A 25,419-nucleotide genomic window follows, 5' to 3' on the forward strand; every position below is an offset into this window, starting at 1 on the left:
TATGAAGTATGTGAGCGGGGTGTCCGTGTGCACACCGCAATCAGACACTGGAACAATGAGGTTTCTTGATCGGCAGACCTGGTGACCACAGACCTGGAGGTGACAGTGCCTTCCACAGGCATTAAACCTTGATCCTCCCGAGTCGTCTGAGTACTTTGAGCCCAGGGAGATCCATCCCGACCCGTAGGAACACTCCACAATTCTTCAGGCTTCCCCTATGTCCCGGTTCTGGTCTTTTTCGACACTCTTCCTTTTTGCCCTCTTAGCTCCTACCTCGTTTGCAGGCACAGAGCGGTCTGAGCATCCCCAGCTTCATCCGGGAAGAAATGATGTCGAATTCGATCACGGCGGACGGCGGCGAACTGCCGTTATCTTCATTCCAAAGGCACGACAACTTCCGGCAGCGGGCTGGCCCCTTGTGATGATGCTGCACGGAGCAGGTGGTTCGGCAGGAAATGTCATTGAGAGCACAGGATGGGTGGAACTCGGAGAGAGAGAAGGCGTAGTCACGGTTTTCCCGAACGGAACTCCGAAGAACGAAACTCGGCGAGAGAGCTTCTTTGGAAATCAGCAAACATGGAATTCGGGGGGAAAGGAAAGCCTTGCCGCGGGGGAATTGTCGGCGACGGCAAGAGACATTGACGACGTCGGATTTCTCAGCGAACTCATCGAGCAGACACAGAAAGAATTGAGAATTGACTCGTCCCGAATATTCGTTGCGGGCCATTCGAATGGGGCCGGCATGGCATACCGGTTCGCATTCGAGCGGGCGAACCTGGTTGCGTCAGCGGGCGTAGTCGCGGGACACTTCTTCCTCGAACCCAAACCGCTCGATGAACAGGTCTCCCTGATTCAAATCGTTGGCGACAAGGATCCTTTCACACCCATGGCGGGAGGAAGAGTCACAATCCTGGGACGCAGCGCCACGCTGCCGCCGGCTCTTCAAAGCCCGCGCATCTGGGCTTCCATGCTCAGACTCGAGGCGGAACCGAAACTCTTGCAGGATGATGAGAAGATTCAAATCCTCTCGTGGGGTCTGTCACGGCGGGGTGCGGAAGTCCGCTCCGTGGTCATCAAAGGTCACGGCCATGCGTATCCATCACCGACGGACAGGTTTCACCCAAAAGTGCTTTTTGGACCCACGGTGAAGACTTTGAACGCCACGGAAACGTTGTGGAAGTTTTTTCGTGAACATTCGAGATGACACTGCGACAGGGACTAAGGGACGTCGGACGATTGTCCCGAGAGGAATGGAACAAGAAGAAGAACGCTGAACGCTGCTTACTTCAACCGCACTGCCAGGTCTTCGAGGAACGCCTTCACTTCAACAAGATCAGACCGGATTTCGTCGTCCGATATCTTCTTCTTTTGCGGCACCGACAACAGCTCGAGCTGTTCCACGGACTCCGACTCCGGCACGTACTCCTCCAGCACTTTCTTCGCACCTTCGATCGTGTAGCGCTCGTCGCGAAGCAGTTTCTTGATGTACAGGATCAACTTGATGTCTTTGTTCGTGTAGATCCTGTTGCCGGCACGGTTCTTGGCGGGTTTCAACTGCGGAAATTCGGACTCCCAGTAGCGGAGGACATATTGTTCGAGGCCAGTGATGGTGCTGACTTCGCTGATCGAATAATACAGTTTCTTGATCCCAATATGTTTCATACGATGTGCCTCGTTCTGTAGGAAGTCGTCATCAATGCTCTGGAGCAAAAATATGGAAAATCGGTCTGACTTGCAATCTATGCGGCACAGGGAATGTCGGCCCCATACCCATCATGTGCTTTTCTCAATGATTGCAAAGGCCACAACGGTGTTTTCGGTGTGAGAAAGCGAGAGATGAACTTCGCAGTTCACGAGTTGCTCACCCACGAAATCGTGGAGAACCACTTTCGGAGCTCCCGAGGGATTGTTGACCACTTCGACATCACGCCATCGGAACCGGCCGCTCCAGCCTGTTTGCATCGCCTTGCTGACCGCTTCCTTGGCGGCAAACCTTGCCGCGAAGTGTTCATGCGGATTCTTCTTCAGAGAGCAGTACGCGATTTCTGATTCTGTGAACAACTTCTTCATCAGCGGCATACCGCGTGCGTCGAGAACGATCTTCATCCTCTTCACATCGACCACATCGACACCAATTCCCAGAATAGCTGCCATAATGTTACGACCTCGAATTCAATTGCCTGACAATGTCGACCACCTGCGTGATGTCGTCGACCTCATAATCCGCATGGGACACGATCGTGCCGAACGTATCGCCATACCGTGCGAAGATGGTTTTCATCCCGACCTGCGCGGCTCCCACCATGTCGCGTTCCGCCCAATCACCGATCATCAGGCATTCTTCAGCCCGCAAGCCAAGTCGCTTCAACGCTTCCACGAACGGCTCCGGGTTTGGTTTGCGTATTTTCGTGTCGTCAAAGGTGACCACCGCGTCGAAGAGATGATGCAGGTTCAGATAGCACAGCCGCAACCACGCCTCCCTGCTCGGCGCGTCCGACACGACCGCCAGTTTGAGATTCATCTTCATCAATCCGATCAGCGTGAGGTACACATGGGGGTACAGTACAAGTGCCGCTTCACGTGCACGCCGGTAGGCGATGATGCCTGACGCGAGGATCTTGTAGTCGACCTTGCTGAACTCGTCGTACAGCAGTTGATCGAAGACGCTCTGAAACTCGATGCCCCGCTCTGCATAAATGGCGTCAATCCGTTTTCGTATCTCCTCGGCTGACAGGCCGAGGCCGGCGTCGCGCATCGCATGGATGGCCGCATCAATCGCCTGGTTCTTCATCGCCATGAAGTCCACAAGCGTGTTGTCGAGATCGAAGATAACTGCTTTGATCATGGTGGTGGTGGGTCTTTCAGGCTGTTGGCGATTAGCAATCAGCTGTCAGCAGCTTGGCCCGAGATCTTGAAGGGTCCAGGGGTCAGCTGTCTGCTCGCGGTGGTATTCTATTGCTTGAAGTTGACGAGAAAATGAACAGCGAGCTCATAGCTCATGACGCCAAAACCGGTGATGACACCTTTGCAGACGGGGGCTATGACAGAGTGCTTTCTGAATTCCTCCCGGGCGTAGACGTTCGAAACATGAACTTCAACGACCGGAGTCTTCAGGGCGGCGACTGCATCTCGGAGAGCGTACGAATAGTGACCGTACGCGCCCGGGTTGAGCACCACACCGTCAAACGCGCCATCGATTGCCTTCTGGATCTCGTCAATAAGCGCGCCTTCACTGTTGGACTGAAAGAACTCGAACTTCACGGAGGGGTACTTCTCTCTCAGGCGGGTTTCGATATCCCACAGAGTCACAGTCCCGTACACTCCGGGTTCGCGTTTTCCTAGAAGATTCAGATTCGGTCCGCTCACAACGAGAATCCGCATATGCACTCCAATCAATAAATTTTACGAGAACCAAAAAGAACTTCAACCACGAAGACACGAAGAACACGAAGTCACTCGCCCGCCACCTTGTGTCTTTGAGGTGTTCTTTCTCGGAACGCCACTAGCAGGCTGCTGAAAAACAAACAGCAAAGAGCGCAAAGGACCGCAAAGAATATGTTGCGTATCCTTTTCCATCCAAAAACTCAAACATTTGGCGTTCTTGGCAGCCTTGCTTGCCCCGAACGATGTTGGTTCGGGGGCGGTTCATCTTATTCTTGGAAACTAGAATTTCAACAAACTGTTAGACGACTTTGACCACCACAATCGTCATGTCGTCATGCTGTTTTGCTTTTCCCACAAACTGCCGCATGTCGGCGAACACGCCGTCCATGATCTGCGCCGCCGAACCGTGTGCATAGTTCTCGACCGTGCGGCAGAGACGCTCCTCCCCGAATTCTTCCAGCGTCTTATTCATCGCCTCGGGGAAGCCGTCAGTATAGAATACGAAAAGGTCTCCGGATTGGAAAGGGATGGAAACCTCCTGAATTGACTTCGCAAATGTCGCCCCCGGGTCAAGGCCGAGCGCCAGTCCCATAGGATTCACAACCTGGACGTCATTGGCGAGCGTCTTGCGCATGATGACCGGGTTATGGCCGGCGCGGGCCAATGTCAGGACGTGTCGTTGAATATCAAACACGCCATAGACCATGCTGATAAATACCCCCCGGTCCACGTTTTCATAGAAGAGCTTGTTGACCTGTGTGAGGACGACTGAGGGTGAATTGGAGACCTCGGCAAGGGCATGGACGAAGCCTTTCGTGAGCGTCATGTAGAACGCGGCCTGCGTTCCCTTGCCGGAGACATCCCCCACAACGACTCCGAGGCGTCTCTCAGGTAAATGGATGAAATCATAGTAGTCCCCTCCCACCTCCAGCGCCGGATCGCAACGCGAAGCAATATCCAACTCCGCCATGTTCGGATTTGCCTTCGGGAGAAAACTCATCTGCACGCTGCGCGCAATTTCCAATTCCTGCTGCAGCCGCTGGCGTTCCGTGATGTGTTTCGCGAATGCCGGCATGATATCGTCGAAGTCCGTGATTTCCCGTTTCCGCAACTGACTCGCCAGGCCTCCGACGACAAGCAGCACAAGAACTGCGATGACAAACAGTCCCGATTGCGTATAGGTTGGATTTCCGGCAACGAGAAGTCCACCCACACCCTGGAGTACCGAAAACGTGTAGAGGGAGAGAAACGCCGCGAGTGCATCATAGCGATAGAATGCCCAGACTGAAACAGCTCCGGCGAGAAGCTGGATGAGCATACCAAGCCAGACCGGTGAGAGGTCTCCACGGGAGGTCAGAGCAAGAATGAGAGCGCCAAGCCCGATGAGAAGAACAGCCGACGAGATTCTGCGCCGGAGAAACGTGACCGTGAAGAGAATGATGATCGCAAGCTTGTATGCGTTGGCGCTCAATCCGATTCCGAGCAGGTACACCCACGACGCGAACGACCCGAAACTCTCGATGGCCGAATCTTCAATGCGGTTGAACCAAAGATGCGTGATCTTTCCAGCGAGAAACGTCAGCACCAGCGTGAATGCGAATGCCGCGCACCCTAGCGCGATTCCCCGGACGACATTTTTTCCCACCCTGGAATGGATTACATAGCCTTTGGAGAGAAGGTCAAACGAAATGAGTTTTTCCTTCCACGTTTCCCGGGTCACCGATTCTCCGACGGCCCAGACAATGACCAACCCCCCGCCATAGAAGAGCGGACCAAGAATGAGCGGGATCAGGATCTCCCACCCTTTGTCTGACTGCATGGTCAGATAAATTTCCACCCCAAGCGCGAGCGCCGCCACAACACCAATGAAGGTCCCGAGGCGGAAACCGATTTCAAACGAACGAAACCGGCGGAACGCCACGATCACCATGAGGAGGACAACGAGGAAGTAAACGATGGGGACGATTGCCTGGGAAGCCGATTCAATCTCGGATTTCTTATACTGCTCTGGGACGTCAACCCGTACCTCGAAGTGGACCACATGTGAGCCGGCGACAAGAACCGTCACACTTATCGGGTTGTCGAGCACGGGAGACCGCGTGTTCCAGACAAATTCATGATCGGTGCGTTTCTTCAGCTCTATCCGTTTTTGAGAGGCTGGTTGAGCTGTGTCGGAGATCATCGCTGCCTGCGCTCCATACTCCTCCACGAACGCTCGCGCCAGCTTCCTCGCTTCTTCCTGGGAAACGCCCGGGAGCACGACGCTGTCTGGGATCTTTCGCTCAAACTCCATGAGTCGGCCGTCGGTGCCCAGCCTCATGAACACATTCCCCCGGATTAACTCCGTCATGCGTTCACCCTGTTTGGAGGGGTCTTCACTTTGATTCATCGCGATCGAAAGCACGGACGCCTTTCTCCACGTCACATCCCAATGATGCACGGGGATCGAGCTCCGCATAAGTTCATTCGCCTTTTCGACACCGTACCGCTCCTCTACTTCCCTGAACAGCGCCTGATTGTATTTGAGCTGAGCCTGCGGGGTTAGGCCTTCGGTGTTGATTCCTACGCGGACCAGGAGTTCGCGCGAACGCAGTTCGATTGCCTGCGCATCCAGAGGAAGGCGCAGTCCGCCGTACGTGTGAACGCTTGGGAAGAACTGGACGATGACGAGTGAAGAAAGTACAAGAAGCAGCAGGAACGGAAAGAGCTTCTGAAGTTTTTCCATATCAACCGACTCCCTGGGAGGATACCGTTGCCGAAATCGTTGATACAAGGAGATGCAGGCGGAGTTTCATTTCATAGAGCCGCAGCCCCCCGCGGACTAGAAGTGCGGACGAAAACCCGCCATTTGTTCGCTCTCTGAATTCCGCCCATGAGCGGAATCCGGAAGCGGGACCACAGAAGCACCCCGCCAGAACGCGTAGCCTGCCCGCCTCTGGTGGCTCCAACTGGCAGACGGGCGGGCTGGCAAGACACGAAGGAGAAGATTTGAATTGTTTCAGTTTGTGAGGTGCCTTGTGTCTTCGCGTCTTTGTGGCAGGACTTTTCACCCGGATCTCTAGAAAAAGCTGATGATCGCGATGATACCGAACATGATGATGAGCAATCCGGAAATCCGATTGACCCACCCGAGTCCTGTGGCGTTGATCTTTTCCCGAAACAGGGTGATACTATAACTCAGAAGAAAGAACCAGAGCGACGAACCCAGAAATACGCCTGCAATAAGCGTCGAGGCAGAGCCAATGCTCAAATCGTAGTTGCGAAGCCCGAATCCGGCAAAGACCCCCAGGAACGCTATGATCGAAAGAGGATTCGTGAGCGTCAGGAAGAAAGTCGAAACATAGGAACCCAGAAGCCCTTTGCCATTTGTTCCCCGCGCGTTCTCGACCGGCTTCGCGAGAAAGGTCTTGAGCCCAAGATAGATCAGGAACACTCCACCTATAAGACGGAACCACATCTGCCTTGTTACAAGAGCGTCCGAAATAACCGTCAGGCCAAAGGCTGCGATGAACCCGTACACGGCGTCTGCCGTCGCCGCCCCAAACCCAACCACCATACCGGAAAGATGTCCCTCGGCGGCTGTCTTTCGAATGCACAGGATGCCGATGGGGCCGATGGGGAGGGCCAGTGCAAAGCCAATAATGATCCCTTTGAGAAGAAGTGTATATTCCACGGGATTTCTATAAGACGTGCACAGGTATGAAGAAAGAGAGGTTCACGCTGAGTTTGAAGTAAACGTTGGAGGGTGCGACAAACTCTGCTCGGCCTCTCGTATGAGGAAATCGAACCGACAAGGAGCAACGGTGAACACGGCAACGGGCCACATCGCTATGAGCGCACGAGCCTTGCAAGCTCCTCCTCGATGAATTCCCTGATCGCGGGCTTGAGGTACCGGTCTTCAATGCCGATCTCGGCGAGACCCTGCGCGAGAACTGAGGCCTTTCTGGCTGGCGCCAGTTTCTTATTCACAACAATTAACCGCTCCGCCTTGAGGACACAGAACCCGCCTTCAAAGTCCCCCTTTTCGTAGCGGACTGCAATCCCGCTGCTGGAGGCCAGCATCTCAAGCTCTTTTACAATCTGTTCTTCTTTCATATCGTCTTCACCAACCTCCATTGCATCAACGACGAGAAACTGACTCGCGCCAATCCTAAAATCGCCTGTCACTCCCGAACGTCATTGTCGGGAGTCCAGACTGCGCAGTCTGGATTCTCACCTGAAACGTGCCTGCACGCCGAAGTGCGGCGTTTCGGCACGCAGGCGTGCGGGAATGACATCGTAGTCTGAAGGGGTATTTCTGAACTGTCTTCTTCAAAAACATAGGGGATTTTGAGTTGACTATCAAGTCAACTCTTCTCCGCCGCGGAGGCGCGTCGTTGTCCCGCTCCACCACACTTCAAGCTTGTCCCCTGTCCAGAAGGTAAACCACGCAAGAAGGGCTCCCGCAACCAGGTCGACGACATAGTGATAGCGGAGGTATACTGTGGCAAGGATGAGCAAAGTTCCGAACGCGAGCAACACCCAGCGCGTCTTCAGCGTATAGCGAAACCCGAGCGCGATGACGATCATCGTCAACTGCGTATGTCCGCTCGGGAACACGTCCCGTTGCACGACGTCTATTGCATGATCATGAATCTGCGGAATGGATTCCCCGGCGTTGATGATTGCACGAAGCGTGTTCGTCAGGAGAATACCGGGGAGCTCGGTTTCCAGCAGGGCGAAATCATGGAGCGTGAAGCGCGGACCGACTCCCGGCAGCGAAAAGTATCCCAGGTACGACAGGTAGAAACCGTATACGATCATGAACGCCGCTTTGTCGAAGGCTTCGATCGCGTACCGGCGATAGATTTCCACGCCGAGAATGATGAAGAGAATATAGTACGAGAAGTACGCTATCTGGAGTATTTCCGTCAGCACAGGATGAGCGAACTGACCGATCCATTGAGTCGGATGGACACCAAACACCCAATGGTCGATGGCGATCAGGACCTGATCGTAATCAGTGGGGTGAATGGGATGCACCATCAGGTAGATCTCTTTGAAAACGAAGATGATGATGAGATAGCAGTACCATCGGTGCAGACCAACAAGCAGCCTCGTCTTTTTTTCCTTTGCCCCCCATGCGAGGAAGAAAATGAGTGCGATGACGGCGAGATTGATCGCTGCGAGTTCGCACCATTGAGGAACGCGTGAAAAGAAGACCAAGTTGAGACCGATCAGGAAGAGCAGGAAGACGATCGATACAAGGTCGGCCGGCGAGAGAAGCGAGAGGGACTTGCGAACATTCATTCAACACCCGGGAATTGTCAATGATGGTCCGGTCCGTACTGAACTGGCCGGCTCAACGTGGTCGTGTTGATCCAGCTCCGGGAAGGGAGAGGGTTTCTCTTCTGAGAAAGCCACGGAACGGGTGGAGAAGCCGGGTAAGCTCGAGAAATTCCTCAAGAGAAAGCTGTTCCGGTCTTCTTGTAAGATCAAACGAAACTGAGTCGAGCTGGGCATCGGGGAATCCCATATACCGGAGCCCGTTTCTGAGCGTCTTTCGCCGCTTCCCGAAGGTCGACCGAACGATGGAGGTCAGAAGTTCCCGATCGCATTCGTCAAGGTGTTTGCGAAAACTGAGGCGGACAATCGCTGAATCCACTCCCGGCCGCGGGTAGAAGGAATTCCGGGAAACTTTGAACAGAAGTTCCGGGTCGGTGTAATAGCGCACAGAGACGGCCAGGATGCCGTAGTCCTTCGTCCCGATCGGCGCCACGAACCGCCTGGCCACCTCGAGCTGCACCATCAGTGTCGCGTCTTCGACGACCGTGTGCTGGTCAAAGAGCCAGAAGAGAATCTCGCTCGTAATATTGTAAGGGATATTGCCGACAACGCGCAGTCGCTGCCCCTCCCGCCCAACGAACTGAGGGAGAGAAACAGTGCGGACATCGGCGTGCACAATGTCGACCGATGAGCCGAACGACTCCTTCAGAATTCCTACCGCCCGCTCGTCGATCTCGATGGCGACAAGGCGGGAGCATCGATCATGGAGGTATTTGGTGAGCGCTCCCTGTCCGGGTCCAATTTCGACGACAACATCGTCAGGACGTACGTTCAGGCTGTCGACAATGTTGCGCGCAACATTCTCATCACGAAGGAAATTCTGTCCGAGGGATTTTTTTGGTGGAAGCATGTGCGCGAAGTCCGGGTCAATATACAGAACGAGGGGGCTATATTCAACGTGACCGTGACGCGATTGCATTTCGGACGAAATTCCTTTACTTTGGCACACGTTTATTGATACTCTCTCATGCCAAAACCTCAAAAAATTTCACCAAAGACCCCGGCGAAAACGGCCGCTGCGGCTCCGTTTCTTTCGATCGTCATTCCTCTTCTCGATGAAGAAGAGTCTCTCGGCGAATTGTACGCGCAGATCCTCGCTGCCACCGATCCGCTGAAAAAGCCGATCGAGATGATTTTCGTGGACGACGGAAGCACCGACCAGTCGTTCTCGATCCTTGAGGAACTGCACAGGAAGGACGCGCGGGTCAAGGTTGTTCGTTTTCGAAGAAACTTCGGAAAGTCCGCCGCCTTGTCAGTGGGATTCCGGGAAGCACAGGGAAACTTCGTTGTCACCATGGATGCCGATCTTCAGGACGATCCGGCAGAAATCCCTTCGCTCCTCGAAATGCTCGAACAGGGATACGACCTTGTTTCTGGCTGGAAACAGAAACGGCACGACCCGCTTTCGAAGACCATTCCTTCCCGCCTCGCGAATTCAGTCACCGCGATGATGACGGGCATTCCCATTCACGACATGAATTGCGGGCTGAAGGCCTACCGCAGGGAAGTGGTCAAGGAAGTCATTGTATACGGTGAGCTGCACCGCTACATCCCGGCGCTGGCACACTGGGCCGGCTTCCGCGTCGGCGAAAAGGTTGTGACGCATCACCCACGCAAGTACGGCCGCACGAAGTTTGGCATCGGCAGGTTCTCACGCGGATTTCTTGACCTTCTCACCATTCTCTTCACGACAAGGTACATCCGGCGTCCGCTGCACCTCTTCGGCGTCTGGGGAATTCTTTGCTTTCTCTTCGGCATCCTGATTGATGGATACCTCTCCGTCGAATGGTTCCTGGGCAGGACATCTCTCAGCAATCGCCCTCTGTTCCTTCTCGGGGTTCTCTTTATTATCATCGGCGTTCAATTCGTTTCGTTCGGATTGCTCGGAGAGATGATTAACCGCCAGCAACAGGATGAAACGACCTACTCCATCCGGGAAACCCTCAGGTAGACCGAAGAACCGACATGATCCCACTCAAAACTGATTGCCGGTTCTTTCGAGGCGACGTCCCGTGCAGACCGCACAAGCGCTTCGGCGTGCACTGCGTCGATGAGTCCGGCGCATCGTGTCTGCATTACGAACACATCGACAAGAACATTCTCATCATCAAACTCGGCGCAATCGGTGATGTCATACGGACGACACCGCTGCTGCACAAACTCAAAGCAGAATATCCCTCCGCGAGAATCTGGTGGCTGACGCTCACTCCGGAAATCCTGCCTTCTCTCGTTGACGAACCCCTCGGGTTTTCGCTGAAGAACATCGTCTCGCTTCGTTCGCTTCATTTCGACGTCCTGTACAATCTCGACAAAGACCGCGAGGCGTGTGCGTTGTGCGAGCAGATTTCAGCGACGACGAAGAGAGGATTCCGCCTCAGGGACGGCATCATCGCACCCATCGATGCCGCAGCAGATGGAAAGTATCTGACCGGCATCTTCGACGACCTGAGCCAGGCCAATAAGAAGAGTTATCCCGAGGAGATTTTTGAGATTTGCGGATTCTCCTTTGCCGGCGAACGGTACATTCTCGACCGGCCGGCTTCGGCGACTACCACCTGGAAGATCAACAAGCGAAAACGTGTTGTGGGGCTGAATACCGGCTGCGGGGGCCGCTGGACATCACGGCTGTGGGATGACAAGAACTGGGTCGCGGTCGCGCGCGCGCTCAAGAAAAAGGGATACGAGGTTGTGCTCCTCGGAGGCGAACAGGAGCACTCGAAGAATCAGAAACTGGCCCGGGCTTCCAAGGCGAAGTACTTCGGCCACTATCCCCTTCAACAGTTCATCGAGCTTGTCGACCGGTGCGATCTTGTCGTCACCGGCGTGACGATGGCGATGCACATCACCATCGGATTGGGAAAGAAGATCGTGTTGTTCAACAACATCTTTAACAAGCATGAGTTCGAGCTCTACGGACTTGGGTCCGTTCTTGAGCCGGACAAACCATGCCGCTGCTTCTACCAGCCGACATGCACGAACTCCCGGTATCGCTGCATGGAGCATCTCCCTGTAACCCGCGTCGTTGATGCGTGTGCGCGCCTTCTCCGATCGTAAAGCAAACGTGTTGCCGACTGGAGCGGACCTGTGACGACCTGCCCTCTTTGCCATCAACCAGTCTCCCGGGATTTTCCGATTTACTACGAGTTCAACGCCGGGAGGTACCAGGCAAAGCAATGTTCAAGCTGTTCCTTTGTATTTCTCGATCCACGGCTCAGCGCCAACGATCTCCGGCTGCTCTACAGCGACGAGTATTTTCTGCACGACGGTGCAGATTTCGGGGCGCATTCTGCCTCAGATTACGAGACCGCAGCGATCAAAGGCTCGGTGAAGTTTCCTGAGATTCTTGGATGGATCAGCCGCTTCAAACCGTCGGGTGAATTCTTCGAAGTCGGCTGCGGAATGGGGTACTTCCTGGAGTACGCCCGCAAGCAGGGATATGCCGTCAGCGGCATTGAGTATGCAGAACTTGGAGCCCGTACGTGTCGCGAGAAATTCGGACTGGATGTGCGGCGCGGCTCGTTCGAGGAACTTGCGCCCGAGCCGGAGCAGTGCGACGTAATCTTTATGGGGGATGTGCTGGAGCATCTCACACAACCGCTGGAGATGCTCACGAAGGCGCATACGATGCTGAAAACGTCGGGTATCGTCGCTCTTGAGGTACCTTCAACGTTCAACAGCCTCGCCGGACGTTGTGCAGTCGCCGGGATGCGGCTGCTCAGGACAAGAAAGAAAATGAAGCTTCCCCCCTATCACGTGAATGAGTTCACTCCGAAGACGCTGCGTTCCATCATCGGGCGCGCGGGATTCCGGGAAGCGGTGATCATCCAGCGTATCAAACCCCCGTCGGCGATCACACTCCGGGGAAACGCGTTTGAGAAAGCAGTCAAGAAGGTGCTGCACTATCCGAATTTCGGACTGACGAAGTCACTCGGGATTTTCGGCGACCGTCTTCTCGGCATCGGCATCAAGTAGACACCATGGCAAAACAGTCCAGACAACAGGTCATACCTCAGACGTCCCTCTTTCCCTGCTTCCCGGAGGCTCTGAACAGCCGTTATGCCGGGCTGGGCATCGCTGCGTTGTATTTCGTCCTGATGCTGTTCATCAGTCTGAATTACCACATCGTCGGGGACTATAACGTTGAAACCGATTTCTACTGGAGTTACGTCCCCCAGGCGAAACACATCCTCGAGGGGATGGTGCCGATCGAGGACTACCACGGACCGGCGTATCCGATGGTCCTCGCGTTTATTTCTCTGTTCACGCGAGATCTGTTCCATGCCGGCGTCGCGCTCTCGACACTTGCGGCGGCAGTTTCTCTCTTCCTGATCTTTGAGCTCCTGAAGAAACTTTTCCGATCCGACGTCGCGTTCCTCGGGACGCTTCTCGTCGCCGCGAACACGACCTTCGTCCGCTATTCCTACACCGCCGGAACGGATATGTTATTCGTAGCGTTCATGAGCGCCTCCACGTTTTTTCTGCTCCGTGACGAACAACTTCGCCGCACCAACGTTGTGCTCTCTGCATGCTTTGCAGCGATCGGATATCTCACGCGATACAATGGACTGTCTGCCGCCGTCGGAATACCGCTCGCCGTTCTTGTGGCGAACCCTTTCCAGCAAAGCCTCAAAGACAGGATCAAAACTTCAGCCATCTTCCTCGGGGTCTTCCTCGCGGTGATTGCCCCCTGGGGAATTTACTGCCAGATTCAGAAGGGAAGCTTCTTCTACAACAGAAACTATCTGAACATCGCGTACGAGATGTTCGCGAAGGGAAAGATCGGCTGGGATCAATATTGGTACGGTGAGGCACAGAAGTTCACATCGCTCACGCAGGTAATCTTCGCCGATCCGGTGCTCTTTACGACATCACTGGTGAAAAACCTGATCGACCACGCCGTCAGTGATTTCAACCTCCTCCTCGGCTGGCAGGTGGGCGTTTTTTCGCTCCTGGGCATCGCTGCATTCGTCAAATATCGGCCGACGTCCCGTGTGGCAGGCTATTTCCTTATCAGCGCGGCCTTTTTCGGCGTCTTGCTTCTTGTGTTCTACGGTGAACGTTTCTCCATGACACTCCTGCCTGTCTACGCAGTTCTCGCGTTGAAGGCGCTCAGCGTCCCTTCCATGGCGCAATTCCGTTTCTGGAAGACAATTCATGCCGGCGGTCTCATTGCGATCATCCTTATTGTCTGGACGTGCTATGATTCCACGGAGTTCAACAGGGCGAATATCGACTCAGGCCCGAAGGAGGTCCTGAGCTTCGGCAGCTGGTCACGTCAGAATCTCGCCGATTCGGAGCGCGGCAAGATCGTCATCGCGCGCAAACCGCACATTGCGTACTACCTTGACATGAAGTTGGAGATGTTTCCCTATGTCGAGAACTACGATCAGCTTCTTGTCGAATTGCGCAGGGTGAAAGCCTCGTATCTGTACTTCAGCCTTATGGAAGCCGGCATGCGTCCGCAGTTCCGGGGACTTCTCGATCCACGCAACGCTCCGAAAGAGCTGCGCCCCCTCACCTATACGACCAACCCCCCGGCTGTTCTGTACAAGGTTGAGCTGGGAGAAACACCGTGAATATCGTCATCGTCGGTACCGCATATCCCCTGCGCGGCGGCATAGCACATTTCAACGCGCTGCTCTACAAGCATCTCTCCAAACATCATCATGTGGAGATTGTCACCTTCTCGCGCCAATATCCTTCCCTCCTGTTTCCCGGGAAGACACAGGATGAAAAAGGAGGTCAGGAGGGCGCCGTCCCAAGCGAGCAGCTGATCGATTCGATCAATCCGATTACGTGGTTCACCGCGGCCAGCGCTATTGCCCGCAAGAAACCGGACCTGCTCATATTCAAATACTGGATGCCGTTCTTTGGTCCATGTTTTGGCACCATCGCCCGACTCGTTCGCCGCAAGACGGGAGCCAAGATCCTGTTCGTCTGCGACAATATCATTCCTCATGAAAAGCGTCCGGGTGACATGGCGTTCACCCGCTACGCGTTCAAGACAGCCGACGCGTTCATTGTCCAATCAGCCTCCGTCGAAAAGGACCTCAATGCCTTCCTCCCGGGTTCACGGTACGAGCTCGTGGCTCATCCGGTGTACGAGATTTTCGGGACGAGCATGCCGAAATCGGAAGCGCGGGCGAAACTCGGGCTCACCGACGAACGGGTGATACTCTTCTTCGGGTACGTCCGCCGATATAAGGGACTGCATATCCTCCTGGATGCGATGCCGTCTATTCTGAAGTCGATGAAAGTGAAGCTCCTCGTTGTCGGCGAGTTCTATGATGATGAGCAGAAATACCGCCAACAAATTGCGGACAAGAATTTGCAGAGCGACGTGGTTGTCCGTTCGGATTACGTGCCCAACGAAGAAGTCAGTCTGTACTTCTCCGCTGCGGATATCGTCGTGTTACCCTATATCTCTGCGACCCAGAGCGGGATTGTCCAGATAGCATATCAGTTCGACAAACCGGTCATTGCCACTGATGTCGGCGGTCTTGCGGAGGTTGTGCTGAACGACCGGACCGGCTTCATCGTGAAACCGGAAACTCCGCAGGCGGTCGCTGACGCTGTCGTCCGGTTCTACAGTGAAAAGCGGGAAGAGGCATTCGTCAAGAACGTCCGGGAAGAGAAGAAGAAATACAGCTGGGAGAATCTGGTTCAGGCGATTGAAAGATTGACTCGGGGTTCGTGAGTCGATGAGCAGATAACTGCCAATCGTATCTCGTTGTTTCGCTTCGACATTCAGACTTAATTTGCCATAGGCGTTCCCTAGGCCACCTGGTCAAGGAACCATTGAAACGTCTTATCTCTGGAATCCTTTCCACTGAGGAGGAAGCCATGGCATACCTGAGAGTCTGGATACAATTTGTTTGGTCGACGAAGAACCGCGAGCCATTGATCAACGGTTTAGAACTCCGGCAACAGCTCTTTCAACACATGGCCGGGAACGCGGCGAATAAAGGCATCTATCTCGATTGTGTGAACGGCGTATGCGATCATGTTCACGCACTTGTCTCTTTAGGTCCGGATCAGACAATCGCTAAGATTGCTCAGCTTTTGAAAGGTGAATCTTCTCACTGGTTCAATCAGCAACATCTCCTACGGGGAAAATTTGAATGGCAGGATGATTATTTTGCAGCGTCAGTCTCCGACTCTGCCGTTGAGCGGGTGAGGTTGTACATAAAGAACCAAGAAGGACATCACCGGAAGAAATCTCTTTCGGAGGAATGGGGTGAGTTAATGAACCACCATGGTTCCCTGAAAGCTCTGCCGTGGGACTGAAGGGTTAAAACCCACCAAGTTTTGGGGCTTGCCCCCGAGCTAAAGCTCGGGGCAACTAGTAGAGCGAACCACTCACACAACTGTCGTGGCATCTCTGTCCGACAGCGTACGCGGGCCAGTATCGAATGCAGATTGTCTTCACCTCCTATCAAGATAAATCATGGAGCCTAGCTTGGTATGAATCAGTGGTTGTACTTGCCCCGACATCCTGTCGTAAGGCCTCCAAGCGCCGTGCTAATTCTCAATCTGTTGTTGTAATTGCCCCGACCTTCAGGTCGGGGACCAGAAGGAACAACTCAAGGGGGTTTCAACCCCCGGCATCGAATGTCATGCTTCAAACAACATAGGCCTAAACGCGCGTGAAATACGACCCCATCAAAAAAGTTCTCGGCGACATCGTTCGCGAAAACGTCCTTCTCCGCAAGCTGTTCTACACAATGCTCGGGTTGATGTTCCTGCGCGAATGGCATGTAAAACGGGAACTTCGCAAGCTTCTCGGCCGCGACAAAGCCCCGAAACAGATCTATGATGCAGGGTGCGGATTCGGACAGTATTCCTACTACTGTGCGACAAATTTTCCCGGCGCATCGATCTATGCCGTGGATGTCAAGTCGGAGCAAATCGAAGATTGCACACGGTTCTTCCGGAACGCAGGCCTGACAAACGCGTCGTTCGCTGTCGAGGACCTGACGCAGATACAGCACGAGAACCGGTTCGACTTCGCGGTCTCGGTGGACGTGATGGAGCATATACCGGACGATGTCGGTGTATTTCGCAATCTCCACCGAAGTCTTCGCCCGGGGGGCAGACTCCTCGTCAACACGCCGTCGGATCTTGGCGGATCGGACGCGCACGGTCCCGAGGATGAAAGCTTCATCGAGGAACACGCCCGGAACGGTTACGGCGTCGAGGAAATCAGAACCAAGCTGACATCCGTTGGCTTCACGGTTGACAAGATTCAGTTCGCCTACGGCCCGTGGGGTTCAATCGCATGGCGACTGGGCATCAAATATCCGATGCTTCTGCTCAATGTGAGCAAGGCCTTCTTCATTCTCCTCCCCTTCTACTACATTCTCACCCTTCCATTTACACTCCTTCTTATGTATCTTGACTACGCTGGCACCAACAAGACAGGCACAGGACTCATTGTTGTAGCCACGAAGAAATAGGAGCCTTTCAAGAAGTCTCACGCAAAGGCGCAAAGATCGCAAAGTCGATTGTGAGAATTCGTGCGTAAGTATTTTGTTCCTTTGCTGCTTGGCGCCCATCTGCCTCCGTGTATTCCTTAAAGTGGGCAGGTCTCTACGTGATTTCCTGCTATCACGCTAAAGAGGCTGAATCCAGCATTCCATCGTCTAAACAAGCATTACGCTGTGAAAAAAGTCCTTATCGTCTCATACTACTTTCCACCTTCCGGCGGACCCGGAGTTCAGCGCGTGCTGAAATTCGTCAAGTACCTTCCGGAGTTCGGCTGGCAGCCGGTCGTGCTGACGGTGCAGGATGGCGACTATCCCGCACGCGACGAGTCGCTCCTCGCGGAGATCCCGGACCACGCGATCGTCTACAGGACAAAAATCTTCGAGCCGTACCGCCTCTACCGCAAGCTCACCGGAAAACCTGCAAACGCGGCGGTTGATGTGGAGAACATTCCGCAGGGGGGGAAACAGGGGAGGTCCGCAATGGAATCCCTTGCTGAATTCATCCGCTCCACCTTCTTCATCCCCGACGCTCGCATTGGATGGTACCCGTACGCTGTTCCGCAGGGGCTCAGGATCATCAAAGAACATAACATCGAAGCCATCTACTCCTCTTCGCCGCCTTACACCACTTCAGTCATTGCGCGAAAACTTCATCTGGCAACAAAAATTCCATGGGTAGCTGGATTTCGCGATCCGTGGACCGGCTTCCTCTCCACGCCCGATCGGTGGTCCATACCTCGCGCAATCGATGAACGCCTCGAGCGTGCCGTCTTCAACGACGCGAATGCCGTCGAGGCAGCGTGGCGCGGCATTTTGAAGGACCTGATCGGAAAAGTGCCGGATATCGATCAGAAGAAGCTCGTGTACCACCCGAACGGATTCGACAGCGAGGACTATCCCGCGCTGAAGAAACAGAAGAACAAGCGGTTCACGGTCACCTACACCGGCTCGATGTACGGCAAACGGAACCCGAAGACTTTTCTGCATGCAATTGAAGGATTGGTAAGCGAGGGGAAGGTCGATCCGAAGAAGATTCGCCTCAAGTTTATCGGCCGGTTCGGTTCAGAAGTGCACGAGATGCTGCTGAACTCGCCCGTCCACGATTCAATCGAAATAATCTCGTACCTCCCGCACAGCGAGAGCGTTGAGGCTTTGCTCCGTTCCGATGCGCTGCTTTTGATTGTCGATGAAGCGGCGGGAAGCGACGAGATTGTTCCGGGAAAAGTCTTCGAGTATATCGGCGCGCAGCGCCCCATCATCGCGCTGGCTCCGGAAGGCGCGATCGCTGGCCTGATGCGCGAAACACACTCGGGGTTCGTGGCTCCGAATCAGGACATTCCGGCGATTCAGGCCGCATTCATTGAATGTTATGACAATTTTCTCTATCATAAGTCGAATTTTGAACAGGATCGGGAGGCCGTGAAACGATACGATCGGAGAGAAATCACCCGCCAGTTAGCGGCGCTTCTCGATACTCTCAGCCCCCGGCATTAACCCCACCCTTATCATCCCATGAGCAAAACACATAAAGAACGGACCGGTGGTCGACAGACTGCCGGCGAAACGCCCCTGATTCCAGAGCGCTACCAGCACTTCGCAGCCATCGCGCTCCTCTTTCTCAGCCTCGTCATTTTCTTCAACCAGCTGATTTTCAGCGGGAAAATGTTCACCGAGGCCGATATCCTGGCGAGCCGGAGCTTCGACACGTTTCTGTCAGACGCCAAGCATCAGGGGATCTTCCCGCTCTGGAACCCTTACATCTTCTGCGGCATGCCTTCCTACGGAAGTCTTACCGTTGGGGGCGACCGGTTCTTCGACCTCTCGGCTCAGATTCTGTCGAATGCCTCAACAGCGTTCAGCTATGTCATCCTGAATCCTTCCGAGGGATGGGTGTTGTTCTTCTACTTCGTCTTTGCCTCGGGCATCTATCTCTTCACCTATCAGAAGGTGAAACATAAGTTTCCGGCATTCATTGCCGCTTTTTCTGCCACATTCTCTATGTACATCATCATCTGGGTGATGAGCGGACACAATACGAAGATCGCCGTCATGGCTTTCTTCCCCTACATTTTCTATGCAGTCGAGCGGCTGCGCGAGAAATTCAGCTGGCTGCTCGCTCTCCTTCTTGTGGTCTTGCTGCACTTCACCTATATGCCGAGCCATATCCAGATGATTTTCTACATCTACCTTACGCTCGGCATCTACTTCCTGTTTTTCCTTATCCGATCTCTTCTCAAGAGGAAAGACCTGGAGAGCGCGGCAGGCGAGTCACAGGCCTGGAAAGGCCTCGTGCGGGCAGGCGTCGTTCTCACTCTCGCAAGCGCCCTGGCGTTCGCGATGGACTCCGACAAGTACCTCTCCGTTCTCGAATACAATCCTTATTCCATGAGGGGTTCCAACGCCATCGTCTCAGCGCCCCAACCCGGCGATACCAAAACGATTAAGGGAGGTCTCGACTACGATTACGCCACAAGCTGGTCCTTCTCCCCCGGCGAAATGATGACGTGGCTCGTCCCTTCGTGGTATGGGTTCGGACAGGTAGACTACAAAGGCTTCTTCTCGAACAACCAGGACGTGTCGGCCAATTTTTACTGGGGACCGCAGCCGTTCACCCACGCACCTCAATACATGGGCGTCATCGTCCTGATTCTTGCGGTGATAGGTTTTGTGAAGAACAGGAAAGATCCCTTTGTTCAATTCGTGGGGATCATGATCGTTTTCTCTCTCCTGATCGCGTTCGGCAGAGAGTTCCCATTACTGTACGATCTGATGTACCGATACTTCCCGGCATTCAACAAGTTCCGAATTCCGTCGATGATCCTCGTCATGATCCAGGTTTTTGTTCCAATTCTGGCTGCGTATGGGATCACTTCTATTATGCGCGAGCGAGATGATCTTCGCGGTGCCGATATTGAAAAACGGAAGAAGTCGATCCTTGTCGCTGGTGGAGTCGTCGTCGGGGTCTTCGTCCTGCTCTCGCTGACCTTCGAAAGCCTGCTTCCGCGTCAGGCGCTGCAGAATATTCTCGCCCCCATTGCCCAACAGAGTTTGCCGCGGGACCGGGTGGTCGAGCAATTCATGCGCCAGATTCCCGCTCAATACATGACAGAAGCCTCCTCGACGCTCACCAAAATGGCCACGGGCGACATGTACGTCGCATTGGTCCTCCTCATCGTGACATTCGGAGCGCTGTACTACTTCGTCCAAAACCAGATGAAGTACACGACCTTCATCGTCGTCCTGACACTCGTGATCGGCTTCGATCTGTGGCGAGTGGACGTCAAGCCAATGAATCCCCACGACAAATCCGTGCGACAGCAGGCCTTTGCTACTCCTGAATACATCAAATACCTGCAACGCGATACGACGCTGTTCCGCGTCCTGGAATTCCAGAACGGCCGCCCCCCGTACAACAACATGCTCGCATACTGGCGCATTCAAAGCGCGTACGGATATCAGGGAGCGAAGATGCGCGCGTATCAGGACATGGACGATGTCATCGGAATGGGGAATCCCTTGTTGTGGGGGCTGATGAACGTGAAGTACATCATCTCGAACACACCGGATTCGAGCGGTGCAATCGGCCTCGTCTATAGCGGCCGCGACATGAAGGTATACGGCAACCGTTTCCAACTCCCGCGTGCTTTCTTTGTCAACAAGTATGAAGTTGCTGACGGCCTGACGATCCTCAACAAGATCAAGGATATGACTTTCAATCCCCGCGAGGTCATGTACTTCATGGAAGACCCGAAGGTATCCGTGGAGCCGGTCAATGCGGCTGCAAGCGTGGACATTGTGCGTTATGGCATTCAGGACCTCGAGTTGAGAACAACAACCGGGGGCAACAACCTCCTCTTCCTGAGCGAAACGTATTTCCCTGTGGGCTGGAAGGCCCTGCTCGACGGCAAGGAAATACCGATCTACCGGGCGAACTATTTGTTCAGAGCGGTGGTCGTGCCGGCCGGGCAGCACAAACTCGAAATGAAATTTGAACCGAAGGGATTTTACCTGGGCAAGAACCTGAGTCTCGCCGCAAACATTCTTGTGCTGGGTGGGCTGGGGTTTTTCGGCTTCGATTATTGGCGTAAGAAACGAACACCAAAACAGGCCGATGAACAGGCCAAGGCGTAACCATCCGGCCATGCGCGGGGCGTAGCAATGTGCGGCATTTGCGGCATCTATAAGTACGGCAACCCGAACCATGCGTTCGACGAGGCGCTCCTCGTCAGGATGAGCGACGTCATCAAGCATCGCGGTCCTGATGATGCGGGTACGTTTCTTTCTTCCGATCATCGCGTGGGGTTCGGTTTTCGACGCCTTTCCATCGTCGATCTCTCACCTGCCGGCCACCAGCCGATGTTCACGCCGGACAAGTCGGTCGCCATCGTCTTCAACGGCGAGATCTACAATCATCTTGTCATTCGCAAAGAACTCGAGGCGAAGGGATACAAGTACCGTTCGCGCTCTGATACCGAAACGATCCTCTACGCGTATCAGGAGTACGGACTGAACTTTGTCCACAAGCTGCTTGGGATGTTCGCTCTTGCATTGTGGGACGAGAAGAGACGCATTCTCGTTCTCGCGCGTGACCGCATCGGCATCAAGCCGCTCTACTACACCGTTGCCGACGGACAGTTGATCTTCGGTTCGGAGATCAAGGCCATTCTGCAGCATCCCTCCGTCTCACGTGAGATTGATCCGCAGGCGATGGATGCGTACCTGACCTTTCTCATCAGTCCCGCGCCGCTTACGATGTTCAAAAACATTCGTAAGCTCGAACCGGGACATTTCCTGGTCATCGGTCAGGACGGAATCCAGAGAGACGAACAGTACTGGGACCCGGTTCCGTCCGGCGAGCAGCCGTCGATCGACATCGACGGGACGCCGATTCCCCACTCTACGCTCGTCGAAAACGCAGCGGGAATGACCGAGGAATCGTGTATCAGCACGATCCGCACGCTCCTCAAGCAGTCTGTAAAAGACCGGATGATGAGCGACGTCCCTTTCGGTGTTTTCCTGAGCGGCGGCATCGATTCGAGCACGAACGTTGCGCTGATGGCCGAATTGATGGACCGGCCGGTCGATACGTTTTCCGTCGGCGTCCGGGACCTTGAGAAGTACAACGAACTTGGCTACGCACGCCAGATTGCGAGCCAGTTCAAGACGAACCATCATGAAGTGATGATCGATCAGAGGATGGCCTTCGACTTTTTGCCGAAGCTCATCTACCACCAGGATGAACCTCTTGCTGATCCAGTCTGTATTCCGCTGTACTTCGTCTCAAAGCTCGCTCGTGACAACGGGACGATTGTCGTTCAGGTCGGCGAAGGGAGCGACGAGCAATTTGCCGGTTATCAGTCGATGCTGCGCGAGCTGCGGTTCTACAACACAGCATGGAAGGCATACAAGGCACTCCCCGGCTTCGCGCAATCGTCCATCTACGGAGCGGCAGCGCTGTTTCTGAAAAGAAAACAGGAATATCTCGCGCTCGATTACATCCGGAAGGGTTTGAAGGGAGAAGAACTGTTCTGGGGGGGCGCGATCAATTTCACAGAAACACACAAGCGTCTTCTGCTCGACGGCGGACGAAAAACCGATCCGCAGTTCGTGCACGCGCTGGCGAAGGGCTGGCATGACGAGCTTCTCCGGAAGGATCCCGGGGCAGACTATTTGAAGCGAATGATCTACCTCGAGTTCAAGAACCGCCTGCCCGAGCTTCTTCTGATGCGGGTGGACAAGGTGTCGATGGCTGCATCTATCGAAGCCCGCGTTCCATTTCTTGATCATCGGCTGGTGGAATATTCCATGACGATCCCCCAGGAATTCAAGATCAAGGGGGGAGAGCCGAAGTACATTCTGAAGAAAGCTGTGGAAGGGATTATTCCGGACAACATCATTTACCGGAAAAAGCAGGGTTTCGCCGCACCGGTCAACGAATGGCTGCGAAATGAATGGTCGGGCTACGCGGAGAATGCGATCCGGGAATCGGCGCTCGTGAAGCAGGGGATTCTGCAGTACGGCTTCATCAAATCGATGATCGAGAGCCATCGCGCCCGGAAAATCGATGCCGGGCAGAACATCTGGAATCTCCTGAACCTTGTTCTCTGGCATAAGTACTGGATTGAGGGAAAAGAGCTTTAAGTGGGGAAGAATTTGCCACGGATGACACGGAATTGAACGGATTTTCTCGGGTTTTTGAAAGTTAAGGAAGACTTTTTCTCCAATTCATTTTGCCTTTATCCGTGTTTCTTCCGTGTAAATCCGTGGTTAATTTCTAGAATCGACCCAAATGAAGATGACAGACACAAACGACGAAACCCTGAAGCAGCAGGTACGCGAGTACTGGGACGCTCATCCATGCGGCACGCAGTTCACGCACCTCGAATGGGGCTCGAAGCAGTTCTTCGACGAGGTCGAGAGGTTCCGGTATGATTCGCAGCCATTCATGCGGGAGTTGGTGGAATTCGACAATTTTCGCGGCAAGCGGCTGCTGGAAATCGGATGTGGACTCGGCACGGATCTGCTCCAATTCGCACGCGGCGGCGCCATCACTTCCGGAGTCGATCTCACGCCGGCGAGCATTGAGCTCGTGAAGAAGCGATTCGCCCTGGAAGGAATTTCGGTGGACGCACAGGTTGCGGATGCGGAGAATCTTCCCTTTCCGGATGCATCATTTGATGTCGTATATTCCTTCGGAGTTCTTCACCATACTCCAAACACACAGAAATCGATCGACGAAGTGCACCGCGTTCTCAAACCCGGCGGGCGCATTGTCATCATGTTGTATCACAAGAATTCCGTTCACGTGTTTCTCGGTGCACCTATCTATTCGATGCTGCACAAACTGCGCGCAGGTGCGGGTTCGCTGGTCGAGGACTGGGTCCGCGTGTATGACGGTGCTGAGAATCCACTGGGAAAAGCGTATTCGGAAGCAGAACTCCGAACCATGTTCACGCGGTTCAAGGATCTCCGTTTCGCTGCCTGTGACCCGATCCGTCGCAAGTACGGCGCTGCGGTCAACTGGCTCAATCAGAAATTCCTCAGCCGCCGGTGGGGGTTTTGGATGGTGATAAAAGGAAGAAAAGCGGAAGATGTGAGACGGTAGACGTGAGAAGGAAGACGTGAAACGCGGAACTTTGAACTTGAAACTTCAAACTGGAAACTCGAAACTCAAAATTGAAAACTACGAAGGCTTCTTGTGAGTGACATTCAATTCGCGATCGTCGGCTGCGGACGGATTGCTCAACGCCACGCGGAACATATCAACAAGATGGCTCACCTGGCCGCCGTGTGTGACGTCAAGCGGCAGCGCGCAGATGAACTCGCAGCAAAGTATCAATGCCGGGCATATGGAAACATCGAGGATCTGCTCGCGGCTGAACCTGGCGTCAACGTCGTTTCCATCTGCACACCGAACGGGCTTCATGCCGAGCACACAATCAAGGTCTTGCGGGCCGGGAAGCACGCCCTCTGTGAGAAACCGATGGCTTTGCGCTCAGCCGATTGCCGAAGGATGATCGAGGAAGAAAAGCGCTCGGGCAGAAAGCTCTTTGTCGTGAAACAAAACCGGTTTAATCCTCCGATTGCCGCGCTGAAAAAAGCAGTCGACGAGGGACGGCTCGGACGCATCGTCAATGTTCAACTCAACTGTTTCTGGAACCGGACAGATGCATACTACAAGGAATCCGACTGGAAGGGCTCGCTCGATCTCGACGGCGGCACCTTGTATACGCAGTTCAGCCATTTTGTCGATCTCCTGATCTGGATGGTTGGTGACATTGGACCTCTCCACGTACTGACGGGGAATTTCTTTCATCAATCAACGATCGACTTTGAAGATACCGGCGTTGTTGCGTTGGAGTTCACCAATGGAGCGCTCGGTACAATCAATTACACCGTGAACAGCTACAAAAAGAACATGGAAGGCTCGATCACCCTGTTTGGCGACAAGGGAACAGTAAAAATTGGCGGCCAATACCTCAACGCGCTCGAATATCAGTGCATCGAGGGATACGAGATCACCAACGTGGAGCATTCAGCTCCGGCCAACGACTACGGTTTCTATCAGGGGTCGATGTCGAATCACGACAAGGTCTACCAGAACGTGCTCGACGTTCTTACAAACAATCACGAGGTCGCAACCGGTGGTCTCGAGGGGTTGAAAACTGTCGAAGTGATCGAGAGAATCTACGCGCAAGCGAATATCGGCCCGAAGGCGTAAACT

At 54.1% G+C, this 25,419-nt stretch carries 22 protein-coding genes; 13 read left to right on the top strand and 9 right to left on the bottom strand.

The window, feature by feature from the left end; translation table 11 throughout:
• Positions 1-217: 217 nt before the first annotated feature.
• Entirely contained in the window at positions 218-1,204 is a 987-nt protein-coding gene (locus NTU47_04460) for a hypothetical protein (protein ID MCX6133049.1), read from the top strand.
• A 77-nt stretch (positions 1,205-1,281) separates the two neighbouring features.
• Here the strand turns inward: NTU47_04460 and NTU47_04465 are convergent, their stop codons facing one another.
• The 9 genes from NTU47_04465 to rsmA form a co-directional block, all read right to left on the bottom strand.
• The gene (locus tag NTU47_04465) at positions 1,282-1,662 is read right to left on the bottom strand and encodes a MerR family transcriptional regulator (GenBank protein ID MCX6133050.1); all 381 of its coding nucleotides are present in this window, start codon (positions 1,660-1,662) and stop codon (positions 1,282-1,284) included.
• 111 nt (positions 1,663-1,773) lie between these two features.
• On the bottom strand, positions 1,774-2,154 hold the full coding sequence (gene acpS, locus NTU47_04470) for a holo-ACP synthase (protein ID MCX6133051.1): 381 nt from the start codon (positions 2,152-2,154) through the stop codon (positions 1,774-1,776).
• A gap of 4 nt (positions 2,155-2,158) precedes the next feature.
• Positions 2,159-2,845 (bottom strand): HAD-IA family hydrolase, encoded by a 687-nt coding sequence (locus NTU47_04475; protein MCX6133052.1) that lies wholly within the window; start codon positions 2,843-2,845, stop codon positions 2,159-2,161.
• Between the two features lie 107 nt (positions 2,846-2,952).
• Positions 2,953-3,381: a type II 3-dehydroquinate dehydratase gene (aroQ, locus tag NTU47_04480; protein MCX6133053.1), complete on the bottom strand. Its 429-nt coding sequence runs from the start codon at positions 3,379-3,381 to the stop codon at positions 2,953-2,955.
• Between the two features lie 301 nt (positions 3,382-3,682).
• Positions 3,683-6,109, bottom strand: coding sequence for a PP2C family protein-serine/threonine phosphatase (locus NTU47_04485; GenBank protein ID MCX6133054.1), 2,427 nt, complete (start codon positions 6,107-6,109; stop codon positions 3,683-3,685).
• 333 nt (positions 6,110-6,442) lie between these two features.
• Positions 6,443-7,057 carry a LysE family transporter gene (locus NTU47_04490; GenBank protein MCX6133055.1) on the bottom strand — a complete coding sequence of 205 codons (615 nt, stop codon included), beginning with the start codon at positions 7,055-7,057 and terminating at the stop codon, positions 6,443-6,445.
• 155 nt (positions 7,058-7,212) lie between these two features.
• Positions 7,213-7,479 (bottom strand): hypothetical protein, encoded by a 267-nt coding sequence (locus tag NTU47_04495; GenBank protein MCX6133056.1) that lies wholly within the window; start codon positions 7,477-7,479, stop codon positions 7,213-7,215.
• 246 nt (positions 7,480-7,725) lie between these two features.
• Positions 7,726-8,673 carry a phosphatase PAP2 family protein gene (locus NTU47_04500; protein ID MCX6133057.1) on the bottom strand — a complete coding sequence of 316 codons (948 nt, stop codon included), beginning with the start codon at positions 8,671-8,673 and terminating at the stop codon, positions 7,726-7,728.
• A gap of 52 nt (positions 8,674-8,725) precedes the next feature.
• On the bottom strand, positions 8,726-9,559 hold the full coding sequence (gene rsmA, locus NTU47_04505; protein MCX6133058.1) for a 16S rRNA (adenine(1518)-N(6)/adenine(1519)-N(6))-dimethyltransferase RsmA: 834 nt from the start codon (positions 9,557-9,559) through the stop codon (positions 8,726-8,728).
• A 117-nt stretch (positions 9,560-9,676) separates the two neighbouring features.
• Here rsmA and NTU47_04510 point away from each other — a divergent pair, with 117 nt between their 5' ends.
• The 12 genes from NTU47_04510 (at position 9,677) to NTU47_04565 (ending at position 25,416) form a co-directional block, all read left to right on the top strand.
• Positions 9,677-10,660, top strand: coding sequence for a glycosyltransferase family 2 protein (locus tag NTU47_04510; protein MCX6133059.1), 984 nt, complete (start codon positions 9,677-9,679; stop codon positions 10,658-10,660).
• Between the two features lie 14 nt (positions 10,661-10,674).
• Positions 10,675-11,763 (top strand): glycosyltransferase family 9 protein, encoded by a 1,089-nt coding sequence (locus tag NTU47_04515; GenBank protein MCX6133060.1) that lies wholly within the window; start codon positions 10,675-10,677, stop codon positions 11,761-11,763.
• Positions 11,764-11,793: 30 nt separating this feature from the next.
• A complete protein-coding gene (locus NTU47_04520) occupies positions 11,794-12,681 on the top strand; it encodes a class I SAM-dependent methyltransferase (protein ID MCX6133061.1) in 888 nt (295 codons plus the stop codon).
• A gap of 5 nt (positions 12,682-12,686) precedes the next feature.
• On the top strand, positions 12,687-14,285 hold the full coding sequence (locus NTU47_04525; GenBank protein ID MCX6133062.1) for a glycosyltransferase family 39 protein: 1,599 nt from the start codon (positions 12,687-12,689) through the stop codon (positions 14,283-14,285).
• Positions 14,282-15,406, top strand: coding sequence for a glycosyltransferase (locus NTU47_04530; GenBank protein MCX6133063.1), 1,125 nt, complete (start codon positions 14,282-14,284; stop codon positions 15,404-15,406). Before NTU47_04525 ends, NTU47_04530 begins: the two co-directional genes overlap by 4 nt.
• 146 nt (positions 15,407-15,552) lie before the next feature.
• Positions 15,553-15,996: an IS200/IS605 family transposase gene (gene tnpA, locus NTU47_04535; GenBank protein ID MCX6133064.1), complete on the top strand. Its 444-nt coding sequence runs from the start codon at positions 15,553-15,555 to the stop codon at positions 15,994-15,996.
• Positions 15,997-16,355: 359 nt separating this feature from the next.
• Positions 16,356-17,165 carry a class I SAM-dependent methyltransferase gene (locus tag NTU47_04540; protein MCX6133065.1) on the top strand — a complete coding sequence of 270 codons (810 nt, stop codon included), beginning with the start codon at positions 16,356-16,358 and terminating at the stop codon, positions 17,163-17,165.
• Between the two features lie 204 nt (positions 17,166-17,369).
• Positions 17,370-18,689 carry a glycosyltransferase gene (locus tag NTU47_04545; protein ID MCX6133066.1) on the top strand — a complete coding sequence of 440 codons (1,320 nt, stop codon included), beginning with the start codon at positions 17,370-17,372 and terminating at the stop codon, positions 18,687-18,689.
• A gap of 18 nt (positions 18,690-18,707) precedes the next feature.
• Positions 18,708-21,326 carry a YfhO family protein gene (locus NTU47_04550; GenBank protein MCX6133067.1) on the top strand — a complete coding sequence of 873 codons (2,619 nt, stop codon included), beginning with the start codon at positions 18,708-18,710 and terminating at the stop codon, positions 21,324-21,326.
• Positions 21,327-21,353: 27 nt separating this feature from the next.
• Positions 21,354-23,336 carry an asparagine synthase (glutamine-hydrolyzing) gene (gene asnB, locus NTU47_04555; GenBank protein ID MCX6133068.1) on the top strand — a complete coding sequence of 661 codons (1,983 nt, stop codon included), beginning with the start codon at positions 21,354-21,356 and terminating at the stop codon, positions 23,334-23,336.
• A 148-nt stretch (positions 23,337-23,484) separates the two neighbouring features.
• Entirely contained in the window at positions 23,485-24,300 is an 816-nt protein-coding gene (locus NTU47_04560) for a class I SAM-dependent methyltransferase (protein ID MCX6133069.1), read from the top strand.
• A 93-nt stretch (positions 24,301-24,393) separates the two neighbouring features.
• Positions 24,394-25,416, top strand: coding sequence for a Gfo/Idh/MocA family oxidoreductase (locus NTU47_04565; GenBank protein MCX6133070.1), 1,023 nt, complete (start codon positions 24,394-24,396; stop codon positions 25,414-25,416).
• The last annotated feature ends 3 nt before the right edge of the window (positions 25,417-25,419 follow it).

The sequence above is a fragment of the Ignavibacteriales bacterium genome (assembly GCA_026390595.1).
Taxonomy (GTDB): Bacteria; Bacteroidota; Ignavibacteria; order UBA10030; family UBA10030; genus UBA9647.

What these genes read in the sequence shown, in the direction of transcription:
- NTU47_04460 (MCX6133049.1), top strand. Translation starts at nt 218, where the DNA reads ATGTCCCGGTTCTGGTCTTTTTCGACACTCTTCCTTTTTGCCCTCTTA.
- NTU47_04465 (MCX6133050.1), bottom strand. Translation starts at nt 1,662, where the DNA reads ATGAAACATATTGGGATCAAGAAACTGTATTATTCGATCAGCGAAGTC.
- acpS (MCX6133051.1), bottom strand. Translation starts at nt 2,154, where the DNA reads ATGGCAGCTATTCTGGGAATTGGTGTCGATGTGGTCGATGTGAAGAGG.
- NTU47_04475 (MCX6133052.1), bottom strand. Translation starts at nt 2,845, where the DNA reads ATGATCAAAGCAGTTATCTTCGATCTCGACAACACGCTTGTGGACTTC.
- aroQ (MCX6133053.1), bottom strand. Translation starts at nt 3,381, where the DNA reads ATGCGGATTCTCGTTGTGAGCGGACCGAATCTGAATCTTCTAGGAAAA.
- NTU47_04485 (MCX6133054.1), bottom strand. Translation starts at nt 6,109, where the DNA reads ATGGAAAAACTTCAGAAGCTCTTTCCGTTCCTGCTGCTTCTTGTACTT.
- NTU47_04495 (MCX6133056.1), bottom strand. Translation starts at nt 7,479, where the DNA reads ATGAAAGAAGAACAGATTGTAAAAGAGCTTGAGATGCTGGCCTCCAGC.
- NTU47_04500 (MCX6133057.1), bottom strand. Translation starts at nt 8,673, where the DNA reads ATGAATGTTCGCAAGTCCCTCTCGCTTCTCTCGCCGGCCGACCTTGTA.
- rsmA (MCX6133058.1), bottom strand. Translation starts at nt 9,559, where the DNA reads ATGCTTCCACCAAAAAAATCCCTCGGACAGAATTTCCTTCGTGATGAG.
- NTU47_04510 (MCX6133059.1), top strand. Translation starts at nt 9,677, where the DNA reads ATGCCAAAACCTCAAAAAATTTCACCAAAGACCCCGGCGAAAACGGCC.
- NTU47_04515 (MCX6133060.1), top strand. Translation starts at nt 10,675, where the DNA reads ATGATCCCACTCAAAACTGATTGCCGGTTCTTTCGAGGCGACGTCCCG.
- NTU47_04525 (MCX6133062.1), top strand. Translation starts at nt 12,687, where the DNA reads ATGGCAAAACAGTCCAGACAACAGGTCATACCTCAGACGTCCCTCTTT.
- tnpA (MCX6133064.1), top strand. Translation starts at nt 15,553, where the DNA reads ATGGCATACCTGAGAGTCTGGATACAATTTGTTTGGTCGACGAAGAAC.
- NTU47_04550 (MCX6133067.1), top strand. Translation starts at nt 18,708, where the DNA reads ATGAGCAAAACACATAAAGAACGGACCGGTGGTCGACAGACTGCCGGC.
- asnB (MCX6133068.1), top strand. Translation starts at nt 21,354, where the DNA reads ATGTGCGGCATTTGCGGCATCTATAAGTACGGCAACCCGAACCATGCG.
- NTU47_04560 (MCX6133069.1), top strand. Translation starts at nt 23,485, where the DNA reads ATGAAGATGACAGACACAAACGACGAAACCCTGAAGCAGCAGGTACGC.